This window comes from Mycolicibacterium sp. P4_G11 (assembly GCF_056555145.1).
Map to the genome: position 1 here is coordinate 302,386 of NZ_JBFUJW010000003.1, position 19,909 is coordinate 322,294.

The following is a 19,909-nucleotide window of genomic DNA, read 5'->3' on the forward strand; positions in this document are numbered from 1 at the left end:
ATCCGGTGCGTCTCTGGCGCTCAGGACTCAATTTCCATCGATGCACAGGAGAAAGATGCGATGAAGGCCGTTGTCTGTACCGAGGGCGAACTCAGCGTTCGTCAGGTGAAGACACCCGAACCAGGTCCGGGCCAGATCCTGATCAAAGTACTGCGGACCGGGATCTGCGGATCGGATCTGCATGCCAAAAAGGACGCCACCGAGGTGAACGCGTTGTTGCTCGAATCGGGCTACGCGACAGCGATCCTTCCAAACCAAGAGGTCATTCTCGGCCACGAGTTCCTAGGCGAGGTGGTGTCATACGGCCCGAAGACCCGCGGCCGATGGGCCGCAGGTACGACGGTGACAGCGTTACCCGTCCTGCAGACCGAGGTCGGAATGCATATGACGGGCTTCGATATTCATGCGGCAGGTGGTTACGCGGAATACACCCTTGTCGAGGAAGCGCTGACATTCCCCGTTCCTGACGGCGTCTCGCCCGACAAGGCCGCGTTCACTGAGCCCCTCACAGTCGCACGGCACGCGGTACGGCGATCGGGCATAAGAAAGAAACGCCCCGCTGTCGTCATCGGATGCGGACCCATCGGCCTGGCAGTGATCCTGATGCTCAAAGCCGCGGGGGTCACAAAGGTCATCGCCTCCGATCTCTCGCCCGGCCGTCGGAAGCTCGCCAGCCAGTGCGGTGCGGATGTGGTCGTCGACCCGAGGGTTCAAGCGCCCTGGGACACCCTCACACTCAAGAGCCCGGTCAGTTCGACACCGCAACTCCTCGCGTTCGCACTCAAGATGACCAAAGCCGTGCGGAGGATCCCGATGATCTCGGTGGAGAAGATCTTCTTCGGCGCCGATCGACTCGGGCAAACCCCGAGCGGCCCCGTCGTATTCGAATGTGCCGGCGTCCCCGGAATCATCGACCACGTTATCGCCAACGCGCCGCTTCGTACACTGGTGACAGTGGTGGGAATGTGCACCGAGGTCGACAGGTTCCGACCAGCTGTTGCCCTCAGCAAAGAGATCGACCTGCGCTTCGTGTTCGGCTACGACCCCGCGGAGTTCAGCCAAACGTTGGGCATGATCGCCTCCGGGAAAGTCGACCCGTCACCCCTGCACACTGCGACCGTCGGCCTCGACGGCGTCGCACAGGCGTTCTACGACCTCAGTGATCCAGAGCGCCACGCGAAGATTCTCATCGATCCGTTCCGGTGAGAGTGCAATGCCCAGGGTTGTCATCACGCACACGCTTCGATGCAATCTCACCTCCCATCACAGCTGACGCCCCCAGGAGAATCATGTTGAATCTGTCTGTCCTCCTCGATGATTCAGCGCGTAGGTATCCATCCAAGGATGCGCTGGTCCTGGGCAACACCAAGTTGACGTACGCACAGGTTGACGGAGCGGCGAATCAGGTTGCGAACCTGCTGGTGGAACGGGGCGTCCAACCAGGAGACAAGGTGGCGCTGAGCAGCCCCAACCTCCCCTGGTTCCCCATCGTCTATTACGGCGTCCTCAAGGCTGGATGTGTTGTTGTTCCGCTGAACATCTTGCTCAAGAGACGAGAGGTGGCCTATCACCTGGCCGATGCCGACGCCGTGGCCTTCTTCTGTTTCGAGGGAACCAAGGAACTCCCGATCGGAATGGAGGGATACGCCGGGTTCCAGGAATCGATCACGGAGAACTTCTTCCTCATTACCGCTGACCCGGCCGCGCCAAGCCCAATCGACGGCGTCGAGACGCTCGGACAGGCCCTCTCCGGGCGGTCGGGCGTATTCGAGTCTGTTCCCACCGAGGCCACCGACACCGCGACCATCCTCTACACCAGCGGCACTACAGGCCAGCCCAAGGGTGCAGAGCTGTCTCACGCGAATACGCTCCTGAATGCGCTCACATGCAATCGGCTCTTCAAAAATAGGACCACCGATACGCACATCGTGGCACTCCCGCTCTTCCATACTTTCGGTGCGACGGTGCAGATGCATGCCGGCTTCTCGACGGGTGCCACGCTGCACCTGATTCCACGCTTTGACGCCCGTCAGGTCATCGATCTCTTCCAGAGAGAAGACATCACGTTCTTCGCCGGAGTTCCGACAATGTGGTGGGGATTGCTCGAATCGCTCACCGACGACGTCGACGTCGAGCGGATCGCCCGTAACCTACGGATCGGTCTCTCAGGCGGGGCAAGTCTTCCTGCCGACATTATCTCCCGAGTGCAGGACAAGTTCGGCGTGCAGATTCTGGAAGGCTACGGACTCTCCGAGACATCGCCGCTGGCAACCTTCAATGACCCCGATTGCGAGCCGCGCCCCGGTTCCATCGGTGTCCCGGTCTGGGGTGTTGAGGTCAAGCTTATCGACGACGAGTGGAAAGAGATCACCGCAGTCGACGAAGTCGGCGAAATCGCAGTCAAAGGCCACAACGTCATGAAGGGCTACTACGGGCGCCCTGCAGCCACGGCGGAGGCCATGCGCGGCGGTTGGTTCCGTACTGGGGACCTAGCCCGAAAGGACGACGACGGCTTCTATTTCATCGTCGACCGAGCCAAGGACATGATCATCCGCGGTGGCTTTAACGTCTATTCAAAGGAGATCGAGGAAGTCTTGATGACCCACCCAGACATCAGCCTCGCCACGGTCATCGGCGTTCCGCACGAACGTCATGGCGAGGAAGTCAAGGCGTTTGTCATCCCCAACGCCGGAGCCACCCTGACCGGTGATGAGCTCATCGACTGGAGTAGGGAACAGATGGCGGCATATAAGTACCCCCGGATCGTCGACATCGTCGACTCGTTGCCCACGACCGCCACCGGGAAGATCCTCAAACGCGAACTCACCTAACCGCGCGTCGCTCAAGTCGGCGAACTGCACGCCGCTCTACTCATGTTCGACGTGCCGGGGGCCTCGGTTGTTATCCGACCCATCGCCTCACTGAAGGTCACCCAAGCGGACCGGATGTGCTTGCAGCACACGGGAGAGGGCTGGGAGGGCCTTGTTGACCGACGTCGGCCGTTTGTACGTTGGCATCTCATCGCGGAGCGCGAACGAGGAGTGCGACGTTCACCACTGAGCGGGTGGCCCGCCGGGCGAAAGTCAAGCGGACCCCGTCTGGCCGCGACACCGATGATCACCGGCCTGCCCAGCCCTGACCCACCGTGACCGTACGCGAAGTGCGGACCATCCAGGACTCGTAGAGAAGAGGACACGCTAATGACGCCAGCATCCGACGGATTGTTGCTCAATCCGGTGGAGTATTCCCCGGAGCATTTCGATCCCGAGACGCGGCGGCTGCTGCGCGCGACGATCGACTGGTTCGAACACCGCGGCAAGCAGCGGCTGATCCAGGACTACCACGACAAGGTCTTCTACACCGATTTTCTGGAGTTCGTCGCGAAGGAAGGCCTGTTCGCGACGTTCCTGACGCCCGCGCGGGACGGCGACGGCGATCCGAACAAGCGGTGGGATACGGCGCGGGTGGCGGCGCTCTCGGAGATCCTCGGCTTCTACGGTTTCAACTACTGGTATCCGTGGCAAGTCACCGTGCTCGGGTTGGGCCCGGTGTGGCAGAGCGGCAACGACGCGGCCCGCGTCCGGGCGGTGCGCGCCCTTGCCGATGGTGGTGTCGCCGCGTTCGGCCTCTCGGAGAAGGAACACGGCGCCGACATCTACTCCACCGACATGGTTTTGACCCCTGACGGTGCCGGGGGGTTCCGCGCGAGCGGGTCGAAGTACTACATCGGCAACGGCAACTGCGCCAGCACCGTGTCGGTGTTCGGGCGTCTGGCCGGAATCGAGGGTCCCGATCAGTACGTGTTCTTCTACGCCGACTCCGGACACCCAAACTTCCACGTAGTCAAGAACATCGTCCCCTCACAATTATTCGTCGCCGAATTCGCCCTGCAGGACTACCCGGTCACCGCGCAGGACATTCTGCACACCGGCCAGGACGCGTTCGACGCGGCGCTGAACACGGTCAACATCGGCAAGTTCAACCTGTGTTTCGGTGGTATCGGCGCGGCGACACACGCCCTTTACGAGACGATCACCCACGCGCACAACAGGATTCTGTACGGGCACCCCGTCACCGACTTCCCGCACGTGCGCCGCCAGTTCGTCGACGCCTACGCGCGCCTCATCGGGATGCGGCTGTTCGCCGACCGCGCGGTGGACTACTTTCGGACCGCGAACCCCGAGGATCGTCGGTATCTGCTGTTCAACCCGATCACCAAGATGAAGGTGACCAGCGAGGCGCAGAAGGTGGTCGGGCTGCTGTCAGAGGTCGTGGCCGCAAAGGGTTTCGAGAAAGACCAGTACCTTCTGCTCGCGAAGGCGGACGTCGACGGGCTGCCCAAACTCGAGGGCACCGTCGCGGTGAACCTGGCGCTGATCGGGAAGTTCATGCCCGCTTACCTGTTCGATCCCCAGCCCTACCCGCCGGTGCCCACCCGGCTCGATGCCGCCGACGATGAGTTCCTGTTTCGCCAAGGCCCCGCCCGCGGGTTGGCGAAGGTGCGCTTCCACGATTGGCGCGCAGCATATGCGGCATCAGCGGCCATCCCGAACGTGGCCCGCTTCACCGCACAGGCCGAACACCTGGTCACGCTGCTCACCGAGGCCGCCCCAGATGCCGCCCAGCAGGGCGACCTCGACTTCGGGCTCGCCCTGACCGAACTGTTCACGCTGGTCGTGTACGGGCAGCTGATCCTGGAACAAGCCGAGATCGTCGGCGTCGACGCCGACCTGGTGGACCAGATTTTCGACGTACTGGTCCGCGACTTCAATGCTGCGGCAATCGGATTGCACGACAAACCTTCCACCACCGAGGCCCAACAGCAGCTCATTCTGGCAGCAATCGACAGACCCGTCGTTGACGCGGAGCGGTTCGATCTCATCTGGCAGCGTGTCGCCGCGTTGTCCGGCGCCTACGAAATGAACCAAGGACCCACCGCAGCTGAGCCGCAACGCATTTCGTAGCCGCTCGGCACACCCAACCCACCATCCTGTAAGGGGCACATATGCCTGCACCGTCCACCGCCACGTTCAAGCGGCTCGCTGACCTGATCGCCATCCCGGATGCAGCCACTCGTCCGACCCGGCCTGTGATCGAAGCGTTCACCGGCAAGCAATTGGCAACAGTGCCGGTCGGCACCGAGCAGGACGCCAGGGACGCAATCACCCGCGCCCGCGTCGCACAGAAGAGGTGGGCCGAGCGTTCGATTGAGGAGCGGTCCGCCATCCTCCACCGCTACCGCGACCTGGTACTGCAAAATCGCGGTGAGCTGATGGACATGGCGCAGGCTGAGACCGGCAAGTCGCGCGCCGCCGCCCAGGAAGAGGTCCTCGACATCGCCTTGACCGCCCGGTACTACGCGCGCGTCGCGCCAAAGCTGTTGCGGCCCAAACGCGTAGCTGGAATGCTGCCCGGGCTGACCAAGACGGTGGTGCGGTACCAGCCCAAAGGCGTAATCGGGGTGATCTCGCCGTGGAACTACCCGATGACACTCGCGGTATCGGACGCGATCGCGGCACTTCTCGCCGGCAACGCCGTTGTCCTCAAACCCGACAGCCAGACTCCGTATTGCGCGTTGGCATGCGTTGAGTTGCTCTACCAGGCGGGCCTACCGCAGGATCTGTTCGCCGTGATCCCCGGGCCGGGTTCAGTGGTGGGCACCGCCCTGGTTGAGAACTCCGACTTTGTGATGTTCACCGGGTCCACCGCCACCGGTCGGCTGCTCGCCGAACAGGCCGGCGCCCGTCTCATCGGTTTCTCCGCCGAACTGGGCGGCAAGAACCCGATGATCGTGATGGCCGGGGCAAATCTGCGCGAGGTGACCGACGCCGCCGTGCGCGCCTGCTACTCCAACTCCGGCCAGCTATGCGTGTCCATCGAACGAATCTACGTCGAACAATCGATCGCACCCGAGTTCACTCGCATCTTCGGGGAGCGGGTCGCCGCCATGACATTGGGTGCAGACTACGAATTCGGCATCGAGATGGGCAGCCTCATATCGGAGGACCAGCTCAAAGCCGTGGCCAGTCACGTCGAAGACGCCGTGGCCAAGGGTGCCACTGTGGTCGCCGGCGGCAAAGCCCGCCCCGACCTCGGCCCGTTGTTCTACGAGCCGACCGTGCTCACCGACGTTCCGGCGGACGCCGAATGCTACCGCGACGAGACCTTCGGACCGGTTGTCTCGGTCTACTCGGTCGCAGACGTCGATGACGCCGTCGAGCGGGCCAACGACACCGAGTATGGTCTGAACGCCAGCGTGTGGGCGGCTACCAAGAACGAGGGTGAGGCGATCGCCGCCCGGATCCACGCCGGCACCGTCAATGTCGACGAAGGCTACGGCCCCGCCTGGGGTAGCACCGGTGCACCGATGGGCGGCATGGGAACCTCGGGCGTCGGGCGCCGCCATGGCCCGGAAGGCCTGATCAAATACACCGAACCGCAGACCGTCGCCACCACCCGCGTCCTGAATCTCGGCGGCCCACGCCGCGTGCCGCCGAAGCTGTGGGCGAGGATCCTGCCGCCCTTCGTCAAAGGCCTGCAATGGATCCCAGGCCGCTGAGACCGCGGCGCCACCTAAAGTATGGAGAACCGATGACATCCAACGAGCTGATCGAGCCCCCCACCACCGCGCTGCGCACGGTCGCCCGACTGGCTCTCTCGGGCGTGCTCGTCGTCGCTGGACTGAGCCACCTCTCCTGGGCCCGCGAGGACTTCCAGGCGCAAGTGCCCAGATCGATCCCGCTGGACCCGGACGGCGTCGTCATGGCCTCCGGCGGGGTTGAGATCATGCTCGGTGCGGGCCTGGCGGTACTGACCCGGGACCGGGTGAAAATCGGACAGATCATCGCCGCGTTCTTCATCGCAGTGTTCCCGGGAAACATCGCCCAGTACCGCAACAAGCGCGACGCATTCGTCCTCACCACCGACCGTCGTCGGTTCATCCGCCTGCTGTTTCAGCCTGCCCTCGTCGCCTGGGCACTCTGGTCCACCGCCATTCCGACTCCCAAGGGCTGAGCCCCGCCGAGCGCGTTACGCGAAGACACGCCGTCGAGTCGGCCGCTAGTAGCTCATCGATGTGTGCAGCAGGATGCGGTCGGTATATCGCTGCCAACATCGGCAGCTGTGTCGTGATCGCCCGTCCCGATTCTTCAGCTGGCAGGGCGTCGAACAATTTCAGTTTGAGTCGTGCGTCGTGTCAGGCGATGGCAGGACGGACAGTCTGACATCGCGGACAGCGGTTGACCGAAACCGGACATGGGCCGTCTTCATTTGCGCCAAGACATCGCCGACGCCAAGGTCCGTGCGGAGAATTTTGGTGACGCCGACGGACTTTTGACTGATGGCCCGGGCCAGTGCACGGCCGCGCTGCTCAGGCTGGCTGACGTCCCAGTCGCGCAAATCAATGGCGTACACCGCAAGCCCGGAGCGTGCTCCGGGTGTGGTACCGGCTCGCAGATCTGCCGCAACGACGGCCCAGCGCATCCGGTCCAATCCTACCAACTCTTCGAGCGACATCCCGTGCGCAATGTCTTGAAGCATTACCGCTGTCCCGGACCAATCGTAGAAGGCCAGTGGACCAGCGATCTCCGTCAGTTCTTCCATCATGTCCTCACTATGTTCACATCGACAGCCGGCGTCGCGGGGCTGCTCAATGTTTGGGACCACGGCACGCAACGTCTGGACACCGTCGCCAAATTTCACAATCCCAGGTTGAGCTCAGGGGCGAACAGTTGTGATCTCAATGCACCTGGAGCAGATGCGGGCACCGCGGGGTGTTGTGGCCGAGTCGGTGCGAGCTGCTTGTAAGGCTGTCCTTGGGCCGGACGTGCGTCGCCCTCCCCCTTGTTGGGCCAGAGCGATGCCGCGCGCTCGGCTTGCGCCGCGATCGAAAGCGATGGATTCACACCGAGATTCGCCGAGATCGCGGCACCGTCGGTGACGAACAGCGTCGGGTAGTTGTAGACGCGGTGGTACGGGTCGATGACGCCCGTCTGGGCGGTGTCACCGATCACTACACCGCCGAGAAAATGCCCGGTCAGCGGGATGTTGAACAGTTCACCCCAACTGCCAACGGCAGTACCGCCGACCTTCTCGGCCATCCGCCGCGTCGCCTCGTTCCCAACCGGGATCCAGGTCGGGGTGGGCTCGCCGTGGCCCTGCTTCGACGACATGATCCGGATGCCACCCGGCCCGCGCTTGGTGAAGGTCGTGATCGAGTTGTCCAGGTGCTGCATCACCAGCGCGATCACGGTGCGCTCACTCCACCGTCTCGGGATGAGCGTATTGAGCAGCAGAGCCGGCCGGGCACGGCTCTGGCTCAAAAATTGCTTCCACCGCGGTACGTCCGTGCCCTGCGGGCCGGCACCGTCGGTCATGAGCGTCTGAAGCATGCCCATCGCATTGGAACCCTTGCCGTACCGCACCGGTTCGATGTGGGTATCCGGCGTCGGGTGAATCGACGAGGTGATCGAGACCCCGTGCGTGAGATCAAGATTTGGTGAAACCGTGAGGGTTTGGGCACCAACGATCGATTCCGAGTTTGTGCGGGTCAACGTGCCCAGCCGGGCGGACACGTGAGGGAGCCTCCCGGTGTCGCGCATTTTGAACAACAGCTTCTGCGTGTTGTACGTACCGGCCGCGACGATCAGGTACTTGGCGGTGAACGTCCGCTTGCCGCGCCGCACCCGACCGTTGGTCCGTCGGGTCGCCACCTCCCACAGCCCGTCGCCACGCTGCTCGAAGCTCGACACCGTGGTCAACGGATGCACTTGCGCCCCAGCCTTTTCCGCGAGACCGAGATAGTTCTTCACCAGCGTGTTCTTCGCGCCGTACCGGCAGCCGGTCATGCACTCGCCGCACTCGATGCAGCCGGTGCGAGCCGGGCCGGCCCCACCGAAGTAAGGATCCGGCACCGTCTTGCCGGGCGTCTTCTCACCGTCGGCCCCGAAGAACACACCGACCGGCGTCGCCACGAACGTGTCGGCACAGCCCATATCCTCGGCGACCTCTTTGATGATCTTGTCCGCATCGGTGAACGTCGGATTCCGGACCACGCCCAGCATCCGCTGCGCCTGCTCGTAGTGCGGCATCAGTTCGGCGCGCCAGTCGGTGATGTTCTTCCACTGCGGGTCGTTGAAGAACGGGTCCGGCGGGATGTAGAGGGTGTTGGCGTAGTTCAGCGAACCACCGCCGACACCCGCGCCGGCCAGGATCATAACGTTGCGCAGCAGATGGATCCGCTGGATGCCGTACATGCCGAGCTTGGGGGCCCACAAGAACTTTCGCAGGTCCCACGAGGTCTTTGCGAAGTCGGCGTCCGAATACCGGGGGCCGGCTTCCAAAACCCCAACGCGGTAACCCTTCTCGGTGAGCCGGAGGGCGCTGACGCTGCCCCCGAACCCCGAACCGATAATAAGCACGTCATAGTCAGGCGTCATGGCAGCTCCCCAAAACAGGCAGTCGGAGGTAGTGAGATTGGCATGTGAGATGAGATGCTTCGAAACCTATAAACGGCTGCCATCAGACGGCAAGTCCCATACAGCCCTTGCCGATGTGCCCAGAGCACATCCAAATGTGCAGGAAAACCGTTCGGCGAAGCTCTGGATCCGCGCATGACAGACGTTCTGGTGCAACAAGCCTCTGCTGCGCAATTTGTGCCCTTGACCGTTTCCGCCGCCGATAGTGTGCAGTGATGGACGCACTAGAGCCAACCCTTGGTGCGGCAGCGGGAAGGGGTATCGCCGCGTCGCTGCTGGCGAATATGACCAGCTTGGCCGAGGACATGCACAGCTACATCGTCAACCGGATACCCGAGGTCGGCGGCGATGCTGAACTTCGCGGCCTGACTCTGGGTTCGTGCTCGTCGAATCTCGAGGCGGTACTTTCGATGGTTCGCCATGGGATCGACGCCGCAGCCGCGGAGGCACCGGTAATGGCGCTCGAACACGCGCGAGCAATGGCGTCACGAGGGCACAGCATCGATGTCATGCTGCGGTTCTATCGGCTCGGTCATGAGTACTTCACCGAGAAGCTCTCCGACTCGATCACTGAACAGATCGACGACCCCGCTATCGCGCTGAGGACTTTCGTCGATCTCGAGCGGTACGGGTTTCGATACATCGACCGTATCTCCAGTCTGGTGACTGCCGAGTACGTCGCCGAACTCGACCGACGCCAGAACCGGGCACGAGCCGAGCGCGACGAAGTCGTGCGGGCCCTGCTGGCCGGCGAACGTGTCGACGTCGCTCGGGCTGAACGCCTGCTCAGTCACCGGCTCACCGGTCGGCAGATCGGTTTCGTCTGCTGGACCGACGACGGGGGCGTCGACCTTGAGGGATTCGCCAGGCAGGTTGGTCGGCACCTCGGGGTGAGCCACTCACTCGTCGTCCCAGACGGCCCACTCGCGGTGTGGGGATGGGCATCGATCGCTGGGGAGGTAAGGACTTCTCCCATGGGCATGTCGACGGAGTTTCCCGGCGACCGCTTACACGTTCACGTTGCGGTCGGCTCTCCCCATCCGGGGGCTGCAGGCTTTCGCACCTCACACCTCGAGGCTGTCAGTACTCGCCGGGTCATCGAACTATCCGGGCGCGCAGCGCCATCGATCACAGAGTTCAGCGATATTGCGCTGGTGGATGCCATCACGCGCGACTTGGATGCCGCGAGGGCGTTTGTTGCCGTTCAGCTCGGCGATCTCGCACGAGATGACGCCAAAGAGCGCGGCGAGCGCGCCGCACTCCTGGCAGTTCTCGACGCGCGAGGGAGTCTGACGACCGCAGCACGCACCTTGGGAATCCACAAGAACACCGTCCTACAAAGGATGCGTCGTGCCGAAGAGCGCAGGGGCCGGCCCGCAACGATCAAGATCGCCGAGCTGCACGCTGCCCTGCTCGTCTGCCAAGTGCTGGGCGCCTCGGTGTTGCCCGAGACATAGCCCCGGTTACCGAAGCCCGAGCGCGCTGGATGTGCTCGCAGCACACGAAACAGGGCTGGGAGGGCCTTGTTGGAGGACACCGGTCGTTTGTACGTTGGTGTCTCATCCCTAAGCGCGGGCGAGGAGTCCTACGTTGACCACGACTCAACACTCCCAAACCCGACCCGCGGCCTCGCAGAACGCCTTGCCTGATCCGGGCGAGCAGGTACCGACGCTGTCTTGGCCGATAGTCGGCATCTTCACACTTGCGCTTGCAATCTTCGGTGCATCAACGTGGGCCGCCCTCACCGACACTTTGCCTGCGATCGCCACCATCGCCGCGAGCGCCGCGGCAATCTTCATCCTGTTCACTGTGTTGCACGACGCGTCGCATTACTCGATCAGCTCCCATCGCTGGGTCAACGTGGCCTTCGGTCGCGTGGCGATGTTCTTCGTCTCACCTCTGATCTCATTCAATTCGTTCGCGTTCATCCATATCGAACACCACCGCAACACCAACGACGGTGCGTTGGATCCCGATCATTTCGTCAGCGCTGCGCCCTGGTGGCAGCTGCCCATCCGGTTCCCGGCGATGGACCTGCCGTATATCGGTCTGTTGATACGTAACGTGCGCCGGCGCCCCCGCGCCGAGATTCTCGAGACGGCGGCGTTCATGGCCTTCTCTGTGGCGGTGATCGTGTGGGCCGCCTTTGCCGGACATCTGTGGACGCTCGCGCTGGTCTATCTGATTCCCGAGCGGGTCGCGATGTTTGTACTGGCTTGGTGGTTCGACTGGCTACCTCACCACGACTTGGAAGACACGCAACGAGAGAACCGATATCGCGCGACCCGCAACCGCGTTGGCGCAGAGTGGATCCTCACCCCCCTGCTCCTGTCGCAGAACTATCACCTCGTCCATCACCTACACCCGTCCATCCCCTTCTACCGTTACGTCGCGGCCTGGCGACGTAACGAGGCCGCCTACCTCGAGCGTGACTCGGCACTCAGCACCGTCTTTGGGCAGCAACTCGACGCCACGCAGTACCGCGAGTGGAAACAACTCAACGGCAAACTGGCTGCGCTCCTGCCAGTCCGAATGCCGCGTTCTTCGGCGGCACGCCATGCCAGCACCCACCCGATCCCAGTCAAAAGCGTCGAGCCGCTGACTCCAGGCAGCGTCAAAGTCACTTTCGAGGTTCCCGATCACCTCAGCGGCCAATTCCAGTTCCAGGCGGGCCAACACCTGACGGTCAAACATCGCATCGCTGGGAAAGAGGTGCGACGAAACTACTCGATCTGCACCTCGGCGACATCGGGAGAACTGGCGATCGGAGTGCGGCACATCGATGGCGGGCTGTTCTCAACGTTCGCGGTCGAATCACTGCGAGCCGGCGATGTCCTAGAGTTGATGACGCCCACGGGTAGCTTCGGCGCACCGCTTGAACCGCTCGCTCAGCGCGACTATGTCGCGGTAGCGGCCGGGAGCGGCATCACGCCCATCCTGTCGATCATGCGCACCACCATGGAGATTGAAACCGAGAGCCGCTTCACCCTCTTTTACGGCAACCGAACCGAAGCGTCGACCATGTTCGCCACCGAGCTCGATGAGCTCGAAGCGCGATATGCAGACCGGTTACGCATCTTCCACATCCGCTCAGCCGAGGTCCACCACCCCACCTCACTGCGCGGCCGTATCGATCTAGCCAAGGTTCAACGGCTGCTCGCCAGCAACCCCAGTTCGATCGACCGGTGGTACCTCTGCGGCCCAAGCGATCTCGTCACGACCATGCGCGACGACCTCGCGTCTGTTGGGGTGCCGACTGAGCGGATCCGGCTCGAACTGTTCCGGGCTGCGAACCGAACCACACACGTCGAGGACTTCCCCAAGTCCGAAGTGACCATCACCTTGTCCGGCGCGGAACACACCGTGGAGCTGGCCGCAGGTGAGACTGTCCTGGAATCCGCGCTGAAGAACAACATCGATGCGCCATATGCCTGTCTTGGCGGCGCATGCGGCACGTGCAAAGCCAAGATCACCACAGGTGCCGTATCGATGGAGCAAAATTTTGCGCTCAACGCAGCCGAACTCGAAGCCGGCTTCATCCTGACCTGCCAATCCCATCCCACAACGCCCACGGTCGCCGTTGACTACGAGGCCTGAACACATGTCGAAACGCAGCCCAGTCGACGCGCTCACCAAGATTCAGCAATCAGTCGGCAAGTATCTCGATCGGGGGTCCGCCGAGCTTCATTACGCCCTCAAGATGTTCCAGGCGGGAGCCTTCAAACTGGAGCCGCCGCGCGATATCGCCGCGTTCGTCAACGATGTGAAGCAGTGGGGCGAGATCGGGATGATCCCGGCGCTCAACGCCCGGCGCTACCCGCACCGCAATGCGGTGATCGATGACTTCGGCACCATGAGCTTCAAGGAACTCGACGACGCGGTCAACGCCGTCGCGAATGGCCTGTTGGCCCGCGGTGTCAAGGGCGGCGACGGGGTGGCGATCCTGGCCCGCAATCATCGGTGGTTCCTGGTCTCGGTGTACGCCACCGCGAAGATCGGTGCCCGCATCATCCTGCTCAACAGCGAATTCTCCGGCCCGCAGATCAAAGAGGTGTCCGAGCGCGAGGGCAGCCGAATCATCATCTACGACGACGAGTACACCGCCGCGGTGTCTCAGGCAGACCCCGAGCTCGGCAAGCTGCGGGCGCTCGGCGTCAACCCGGAAGAGGACGGACCGTCGGGCAGCACCGATGAGTCCCTTGAAGAGCTGATCGCCAGGACCAGCACGGCGACTCCGCCGCAGGCCACCAAGAAGTCATCCATCATCATCCTCACCAGCGGCACGACTGGCACCCCGAAGGGCGCCAACCGCAGTGCTCCGCCGTCGCTGGCACCGATCGGCGGCGTGCTGTCCTCGGTGCCGTTCAAATCGGGCGAGGTGACCTCGCTGCCCGCGCCGATGTTCCATGCACTGGGTTTCCTGCACTCGACGATCGCGATGATGCTGGGCACCACACTGGTGCTCCGCCGCCGGTTCAAGCCGGCGACCGTGCTGGCCGACATCGAAAGGCACAAGGCCACCGCGATCGTCGTCGTCCCCGTGATGCTGTCGCGCATGCTCGACGAGCTCAAGCAGACCTCGCCGGAGCCGAACCTGTCCTCGCTGCGCATCGTGTTCGTCTCCGGCTCACAGCTGGGCGCGGAACTGGCGACCAGGGCGATGAAGGACCTGGGCCCGGTCATCTACAACCTGTACGGGTCTACCGAGGTCGCTTTTGCGACTATCGCAGGGCCGCAACACCTTTCAAAGAACCCGGCGACGGTCGGTCCGGTGGTCAAGGGAATGAAGGTCCGGATCCTCGACGACAACGGCAACGATGTGCCCAAGGGTGATGTCGGCCGGATCTTCGTCGGCAACTTCTTCCCGTTCCAGGGCTACACCGGCGGTGGCGGCAAACAGATCATCGACGGCTTGCTGTCCTCCGGAGACGTCGGCTACTTCGACGACGACGATCTGCTATACGTCAGCGGGCGTGATGACGAAATGATCGTCTCCGGTGGCGAGAACGTGTTCCCGGCCGAGATCGAAGATCTGGTCAGCGGACACCCCGAGGTGGTCGAGGCCACCGCACTCGGCGTAGAGGACAAAGAGTGGGGTCACCGGCTGCGATGCTTCGTCGTGCGCATCGAGGGCTCTTCGGTCGATGAGGACACCATCAAGGCCTACGTCCGGGACAACCTGGCCCGCTACAAGGTGCCGCGAGAGGTGGTCTTCATCGACGAACTACCGCGCAACCCCACCGGCAAGATCCTCAAGCGCCAGCTCCGGGAGATCGGCAGCAACACGGCCGACGAGTAGCGAGAAACAGCGGTGTTGCTGCCAGGTGCGATGACGTGGCCGTGGTGACCAAGCCGTTGAAGCGAGAGTCAAAACCGCAGGTCAATGGTGGCTGACAACAATAAGTTGCATTTTGTGACAGATAGAAGTTGTCATCGACGCATCTCCGCAGGTCAGTCATTCGCGAGATGACAGATATAACTTGTAGTCACACGGGCCGTGCCCGACGGATGTGGCCAGCTACGCCGATTCCCGCGCGACAGACGCCACAGCTGTGGTACAGCCGTGACGGACGTGACAAATGCGACGATCACCCCCGCGTGGCACGTACCGCCCACACCCCTGCCGCCAGTACGGCCACCGCTTCGGCGACCACACTGAGGACTGCATACGGTACCGGCTCCCAACCCGTCTCCACGAATCCGAACAATCCGACCGTTCGCGACACGCCGAACGCCGCCAGCGCCCCGGCTGACCGCAGGCCCGACGCCCACCCGAACCGCCGGGGTTACCCGCCGGGAATTGGGCACCCGACTTCATCCACCCTTACCCGCCGCCATCCGCCGGATCCAGCATCCGGTCACCGAACTGACTGCACAGCAGCAGGGCGACCTCCACGTCGAGCCGGTCGTCTTCGATGGGCCTGCCGCGGCGTTCGATCGCGCGCTGCACCCGGTACTTCACCGAGTTCGTGTGCAGATGCAACTCCTCGGCCGCGGCCTTGTTGCTGCCGCCCGCCTTCAGGAAGGCCTGCAGCGTCTCCCGGAGGCGCTGGTCGCTGACCGTCGAACAGGCCAGTGGGCCAAGCACTTCCGTGGCCCAGGCCGACAGCGCATCGACGTTCGACCCCAGCAGCGCCGTGAGCGCGACACCGCGGTGACCGAACGCGGTGAACCGCCGGCGCTGCGGTCCCGACGCCACGGCGACGATGCGGGCGTCTTCGGCCTGCCGGTGTGACAGCCGAAAGCCGGCGACGCCGGACTGTGGGGTGCCGACCGCCACGTACAGGCCCTCGGCCGGCACCAGGCTGCCCAGCCACGTCACCGCCTCATCCAGGACTGCCGCGGGCACCGCGACCCAGGCCCAGGCCGTGGCCCGATCGACCGAGATGAACAGTGGAGAATCGGCCGCGCCGATCGATGCGGCGAACTGCTGGACCAGGCGCTCCATCTCGGCCAGTCGATCCTCGGAGTCGTCGCACCACAAGACCACCGCGAGGTGGGTGCGCTGCAGCGGGTACCGGATCGCCACCGTCGCGGCATCGATGTCGACGTCGCCACCGGCGAGTAGTTCTCGAATCTCATTGATACGCAAGCTGTTTCGGTTCTCCAACCAGCTCTCACGAGCCTGCTGATAGACCTCGACCACCTCTTGCGAGATCCGGTCGATGTAGTTGAACGAGATCGTCGACATCACGTCGAATACGTCCAACGCCAATCGCGGATCGAGTTCGGCCGCCCGGATCTCCTCCAGCACGGCTTTCAGCACCGCCTGCTGGCCCAGTCGGTAGGACCGGACCAGCACATTGGCCGAGATGTCCCGTTGCGCCAGCCGGAGCGCGTGTTCGATGGCCGCTGCCGGAGCGTGCACGAGGTCGATCGAGATACCGTGCCGGGCCGCGGCGAAGAACGCGTCGATGTTCGCGGCGACCGAATCGCCCAGAATCTGCTGCAGTTGTTCCTCGCCGCGCAGCTCGGCGATATCGGACACCAGCTGATCCGAGACCGAGCGCGTGATGTCGGTGAGGCGAGCGTCCAGTCGCGTGCCGATTCCGGCCATCGCTTGGGTCAACGCGTCATCATTGCGGTCCCCGCCACCGGCCATTAGCTACCTGTTCTCCCGGCCACCCCCAAACCGTAGTTCGTCGTCAGTCCGTTCGTCCCCGAAGGACGACAAAGGGCCGTCGGCATCCGTTCCCGGAAGCCAGTCGATCGCGTTCTTCAAGACGGCGGGAATGGTGCCGTTGTACTCCGGGGTCACGGCCAGGATGGCGTCGGCGTCGCCCGCGATCTGGCGCAGCGCGACCACCGCTTCGGGCAGTGCCTCGTTGTCCAGGTCTTCGTTATAGAACGGCAGGTCGCCGAGTCCGTCTGCCACTCGTACCGTCACGCCTTCGGCCGCCGACTCGACCGCGACCTCGGCGAGTTGCCGGTTCAGCGAGGCCGCACGGAGGCTGCCGACCAGGACCAGGACCTTGGTTTCTGCCATTTTCTTTCTCCTAGCTTGTGTCTGTGGCCGGTTCCAGCGAACCGATCCTCGCACGAGTCAACCGGACTGTGGTCCGATTAATTCCGCCTGAGCTAAAGTTCGATCATGAGCGACGGGTTGGCGCAGCTGCGGCCGACGAACCTGCCCATGGCCGGCCTGCCCATGGCCGGCCTGCCGATGACCCCTGCGGCGCCGGTCGAACGCGGCGACGCGGCGCGCAACCGGCTCCTGCTGCTCGACGCGGCCCGCCGACTCATCGCAGAGCGCGGCGCCGAGTCCGTCACGATGGACGACATCGCGGCCGAGGCCGGCGTCGGCAAGGGCACCTTGTTCCGCCGGTTCGGCAGCCGCTCCGGCCTGATGCTCGTGCTTCTCGACGAGGACGAGCAGGTCGAGCAGAACGCCCTGATGTTCGGCCCACCCCCGCTTGGTCCCGGCGCACCGCCACTGGAACGGCTGATCGCCTACGGCCGCGACCGGCTCCAGTTCGTCTGGCAGCACCGCGCGCTGCTGTCCGACGCGGGGCGCGACCCGCAGAGCCGCTTCGGGGCCGCCGCCGCCGTCCACCGCACCCACGTTCGGATGCTGCTGAACTCCACCGGCACCACGGGGAACCTGGACGCCCAGACCGACGCCCTGCTGGCCCTGCTCGAAGCCGACTACGTGAGCCACCAGCACGACGACCTCGGCCATAGCCTGCAGGCGCAGGGCGCGGCGTGGGAAAGCGTGGCGCACAAGCTTTGTGGGCACTGAGATGACGTGGGTGCTGCACGTCGATCTCGACCAGTTCCTGGCTTCCGTCGAACTGCGCCGACACCCTGAGCTGGTCGGACAGCCGGTCATCGTGGGAGGTAGCGGCGACCCCACCGAACCTCGCAAGGTCGTCACCTGCGCCTCCTACGAGGCAAGGGAATTCGGCGTCCATGCCGGCATGCCGCTGCGCACCGCGGCCCGCAAGTGTCCGCAGGCCGTGTTCCTGCCCTCCGACGCGCCCGCGTATGACGAAGCCTCCGAACAGGTGATGGGCCTGCTCCGCGACCTCGGACATCCGGTCGAGATGTGGGGCTGGGACGAGGCGTATGTCGGTGCGTCCGTGGCTGATCCGTTCGAGCTCGCCGAGAAGATTCGCGCCGTGATCGCCGCCGAGGCCGGGCTGTCGTGCAGCGTCGGGATCAGTGACAACAAGCAGCGCGCCAAGGTCGCCACCGGATTCGGCAAGCCGGCCGGGGTTTTCGCCCTGTCGGCCGAGAACTGGATGACGGTGATGGGCGCCCGTCCGGTCGACGCGCTCTGGGGCGTCGGCCCCAAGACCGCGAAAAAGCTTGCCGAGCTCGACATCACCACCGTCGCAGAGCTGGCCCGTACCGATGCGGAGCTGCTCACCTCGACCTTCGGGCCGACGACGGGACTGTGGATTCTGTTGCTGGCCAAGGGCGGTGGCGACAGCACCGTGATGGCCGAGCCGTGGGTGCCGCGATCGCGCAGTCATGTGGTGACGTTCCCGCAGGACCTCACAGACGCCGCCGAGATGGAAGCCGCTGTCACGGATCTGGCTCGGCGCACTCTGGATGAAATCGTCGAGCAGGGTCGGCAGGTAAACCGGGTCGCGGTGACCCTGCGCACCAAAACGTTCTTCACCCGCACCAAGATTCGCAAGTTGCCGGTCGCCGGTACCGATCTGGATGCCATCACCCGGACCGCCATCGATCTGCTGCACGAGTTCGAGCTGGACCGGCCGGTGCGGCTGCTCGGAGTACGCCTGGAACTGGAGATGCCGTAACAGTGCTCACCACCATCGCCATCCGGGGCTACCGGTCGCTGCGCGAGATCGTGCTGCCCCTCTCGGAATTGACCGTGGTGACCGGCGCCAACGGCACGGGCAAATCGTCGGTGTACCGGGCGCTGGGACTACTGGCCGACTGCGGGCGTGGTGAGGTCATCGGATCCCTGGCCCGCGAAGGCGGGTTGCAGTCGGTGCTGTGGGCCGGCCCGGAGAACACCAGTGGGGCCCGCCGGACCGGCGCCACCGAGGGCACCGGCCGGACCCGGCCCGTGTCACTCGAACTCGGCTTTGCGGCGACTGATTTCGGTTACTTCATCGATCTCGGGCTGCCGCAGGACCCGGGCCACAATTCGATGTTCGGGCAGGACCCGGAGATCAAGCGGGAGACCGTGTTCGCGGGGCCGTCTCCCCGGCCGAGCAGTTCCTTGGTCCGTCGCACCCGGACCTACGCCGAAGTGGCCTCCGATTCGGGCCGCGGCTTCGACGAGCTGACCCGCGCGCTGCCCAGCTACCGCAGTGTGCTGGCCGAGTACGCGAATCCCGAGGCGCTGCCCGAGCTGGCCGCGGTTCGGGATCGGTTGCGCGACTGGCGCTTCTACGATGGCTTCCGGGTCGACCGGGACGCGCCGGCTCGCCGTCGCCAGGTGGGTACCCGCACCCCGGTGCTCAGCGATGACGGCAGCGACCTGGCCGCCGCCGTGCAAACCATCCTCGAAGCCGGGTTCGACGATCTGTCACGGGCGGTCGGGGACGCGTTCGACGGCGCCGAGATATCGGTGAGCTCCGACGGCGGGCTGTTCGAACTGCAGCTGCACCAGCGCGGCATGCTCCGTCCGCTCCGGTCGGCAGAATTGTCCGACGGCACACTGCGATTCCTGCTCTGGGGCGCCGCCCTGTTGTCCCCCGAGCCACCTCAGCTCATGGTGCTCAACGAGCCGGAGACGTCACTACACCCGGACCTGGTCGGCCCGCTCGCGGACATGATCGCCGCGGCCGCGCGCAAGACGCAGATCGTCGTGGTCACGCACTCGGCCAGGCTGCGCGAGCGGCTGGCCGGTGGCGACGCAAGCGAAGTCGAACTGGTCAAGCAGTGGGGCGAGAGCCACGTCGACGGCCAGACCATGATCAGCGCGCCCCCGTGGGACTGGGGAAAGCGCTGACCCT

Annotated in this window: 14 protein-coding genes and 1 pseudogene; 11 read left to right on the top strand and 4 right to left on the bottom strand. The window is 64.2% G+C overall.

Going from position 1 to position 19,909, the window contains the following annotated elements; all coding sequences use genetic code 11:
* The first annotated feature begins 60 nt into the window (after positions 1-60).
* The 5 genes from AC1U2B_RS07410 to AC1U2B_RS07430 all read left to right on the top strand — a co-directional run bounded on the left by AC1U2B_RS07410 (position 61) and on the right by AC1U2B_RS07430 (position 7,014).
* The gene (locus tag AC1U2B_RS07410) at positions 61-1,206 is read left to right on the top strand and encodes a zinc-binding dehydrogenase (RefSeq protein WP_480216596.1); all 1,146 of its coding nucleotides are present in this window, start codon (positions 61-63) and stop codon (positions 1,204-1,206) included.
* Between the two features lie 83 nt (positions 1,207-1,289).
* Complete coding sequence (locus AC1U2B_RS07415; protein ID WP_480216277.1) at positions 1,290-2,831, top strand: long-chain-fatty-acid--CoA ligase; 1,542 nt, start codon at positions 1,290-1,292, stop codon at positions 2,829-2,831.
* A gap of 369 nt (positions 2,832-3,200) precedes the next feature.
* Positions 3,201-4,964, top strand: coding sequence for an acyl-CoA dehydrogenase family protein (locus AC1U2B_RS07420; protein ID WP_480216278.1), 1,764 nt, complete (start codon positions 3,201-3,203; stop codon positions 4,962-4,964).
* 41 nt (positions 4,965-5,005) lie between these two features.
* Positions 5,006-6,559, top strand: a complete 1,554-nt coding sequence (locus AC1U2B_RS07425) for a succinic semialdehyde dehydrogenase (RefSeq protein ID WP_480216279.1) — start codon at positions 5,006-5,008, stop codon at positions 6,557-6,559.
* Between the two features lie 32 nt (positions 6,560-6,591).
* The gene (locus AC1U2B_RS07430) at positions 6,592-7,014 is read left to right on the top strand and encodes a DoxX family protein (RefSeq protein ID WP_480216280.1); all 423 of its coding nucleotides are present in this window, start codon (positions 6,592-6,594) and stop codon (positions 7,012-7,014) included.
* Positions 7,015-7,173: 159 nt separating this feature from the next.
* On the opposite strand, the gene AC1U2B_RS07435 is transcribed toward AC1U2B_RS07430, so the two are convergent.
* Together AC1U2B_RS07435 and AC1U2B_RS07440 are read right to left on the bottom strand one after the other, a co-directional pair.
* Positions 7,174-7,605, bottom strand: coding sequence for a hypothetical protein (locus tag AC1U2B_RS07435; RefSeq protein WP_480216281.1), 432 nt, complete (start codon positions 7,603-7,605; stop codon positions 7,174-7,176).
* Positions 7,606-7,697: 92 nt separating this feature from the next.
* Complete coding sequence (locus tag AC1U2B_RS07440; RefSeq protein WP_480216282.1) at positions 7,698-9,437, bottom strand: GMC family oxidoreductase N-terminal domain-containing protein; 1,740 nt, start codon at positions 9,435-9,437, stop codon at positions 7,698-7,700.
* 254 nt (positions 9,438-9,691) lie between these two features.
* Here AC1U2B_RS07440 and AC1U2B_RS07445 point away from each other — a divergent pair, with 254 nt between their 5' ends.
* From AC1U2B_RS07445 to fadD2, 3 genes are all read left to right on the top strand, one after another.
* Complete coding sequence (locus AC1U2B_RS07445; protein WP_480216283.1) at positions 9,692-10,933, top strand: PucR family transcriptional regulator; 1,242 nt, start codon at positions 9,692-9,694, stop codon at positions 10,931-10,933.
* Positions 10,934-11,066: 133 nt separating this feature from the next.
* Entirely contained in the window at positions 11,067-13,073 is a 2,007-nt protein-coding gene (locus tag AC1U2B_RS07450) for a fatty acid desaturase (protein WP_480216284.1), read from the top strand.
* Between the two features lie 4 nt (positions 13,074-13,077).
* Positions 13,078-14,775, top strand: a complete 1,698-nt coding sequence (fadD2, locus tag AC1U2B_RS07455) for a long-chain-fatty-acid--CoA ligase FadD2 (protein WP_480216285.1) — start codon at positions 13,078-13,080, stop codon at positions 14,773-14,775.
* Between the two features lie 525 nt (positions 14,776-15,300).
* On the opposite strand, the gene AC1U2B_RS07460 is transcribed toward fadD2, so the two are convergent.
* Both AC1U2B_RS07460 and AC1U2B_RS07465 read right to left on the bottom strand, forming a co-directional pair.
* Positions 15,301-16,578: a PucR family transcriptional regulator gene (locus tag AC1U2B_RS07460; protein ID WP_480216286.1), complete on the bottom strand. Its 1,278-nt coding sequence runs from the start codon at positions 16,576-16,578 to the stop codon at positions 15,301-15,303.
* Between the two features lie 69 nt (positions 16,579-16,647).
* Positions 16,648-16,962 (bottom strand): annotated as a pseudogene (locus tag AC1U2B_RS07465) (NADPH-dependent FMN reductase); the annotation flags it as partial.
* Between the two features lie 162 nt (positions 16,963-17,124).
* On the opposite strand from AC1U2B_RS07465, the gene AC1U2B_RS07470 reads away from it, so the two are divergent.
* The 3 genes from AC1U2B_RS07470 to AC1U2B_RS07480 are packed head-to-tail and all read left to right on the top strand — an operon-like array spanning position 17,125 to position 19,905.
* Positions 17,125-17,715 carry a TetR/AcrR family transcriptional regulator gene (locus AC1U2B_RS07470; RefSeq protein WP_480216597.1) on the top strand — a complete coding sequence of 197 codons (591 nt, stop codon included), beginning with the start codon at positions 17,125-17,127 and terminating at the stop codon, positions 17,713-17,715.
* Between the two features lies 1 nt (position 17,716).
* A complete protein-coding gene (locus AC1U2B_RS07475) occupies positions 17,717-18,742 on the top strand; it encodes a DNA polymerase IV (protein ID WP_480216598.1) in 1,026 nt (341 codons plus the stop codon).
* A gap of 2 nt (positions 18,743-18,744) precedes the next feature.
* The gene (locus AC1U2B_RS07480) at positions 18,745-19,905 is read left to right on the top strand and encodes an AAA family ATPase (protein ID WP_480216287.1); all 1,161 of its coding nucleotides are present in this window, start codon (positions 18,745-18,747) and stop codon (positions 19,903-19,905) included.
* Positions 19,906-19,909: the final 4 nt, after the last annotated feature.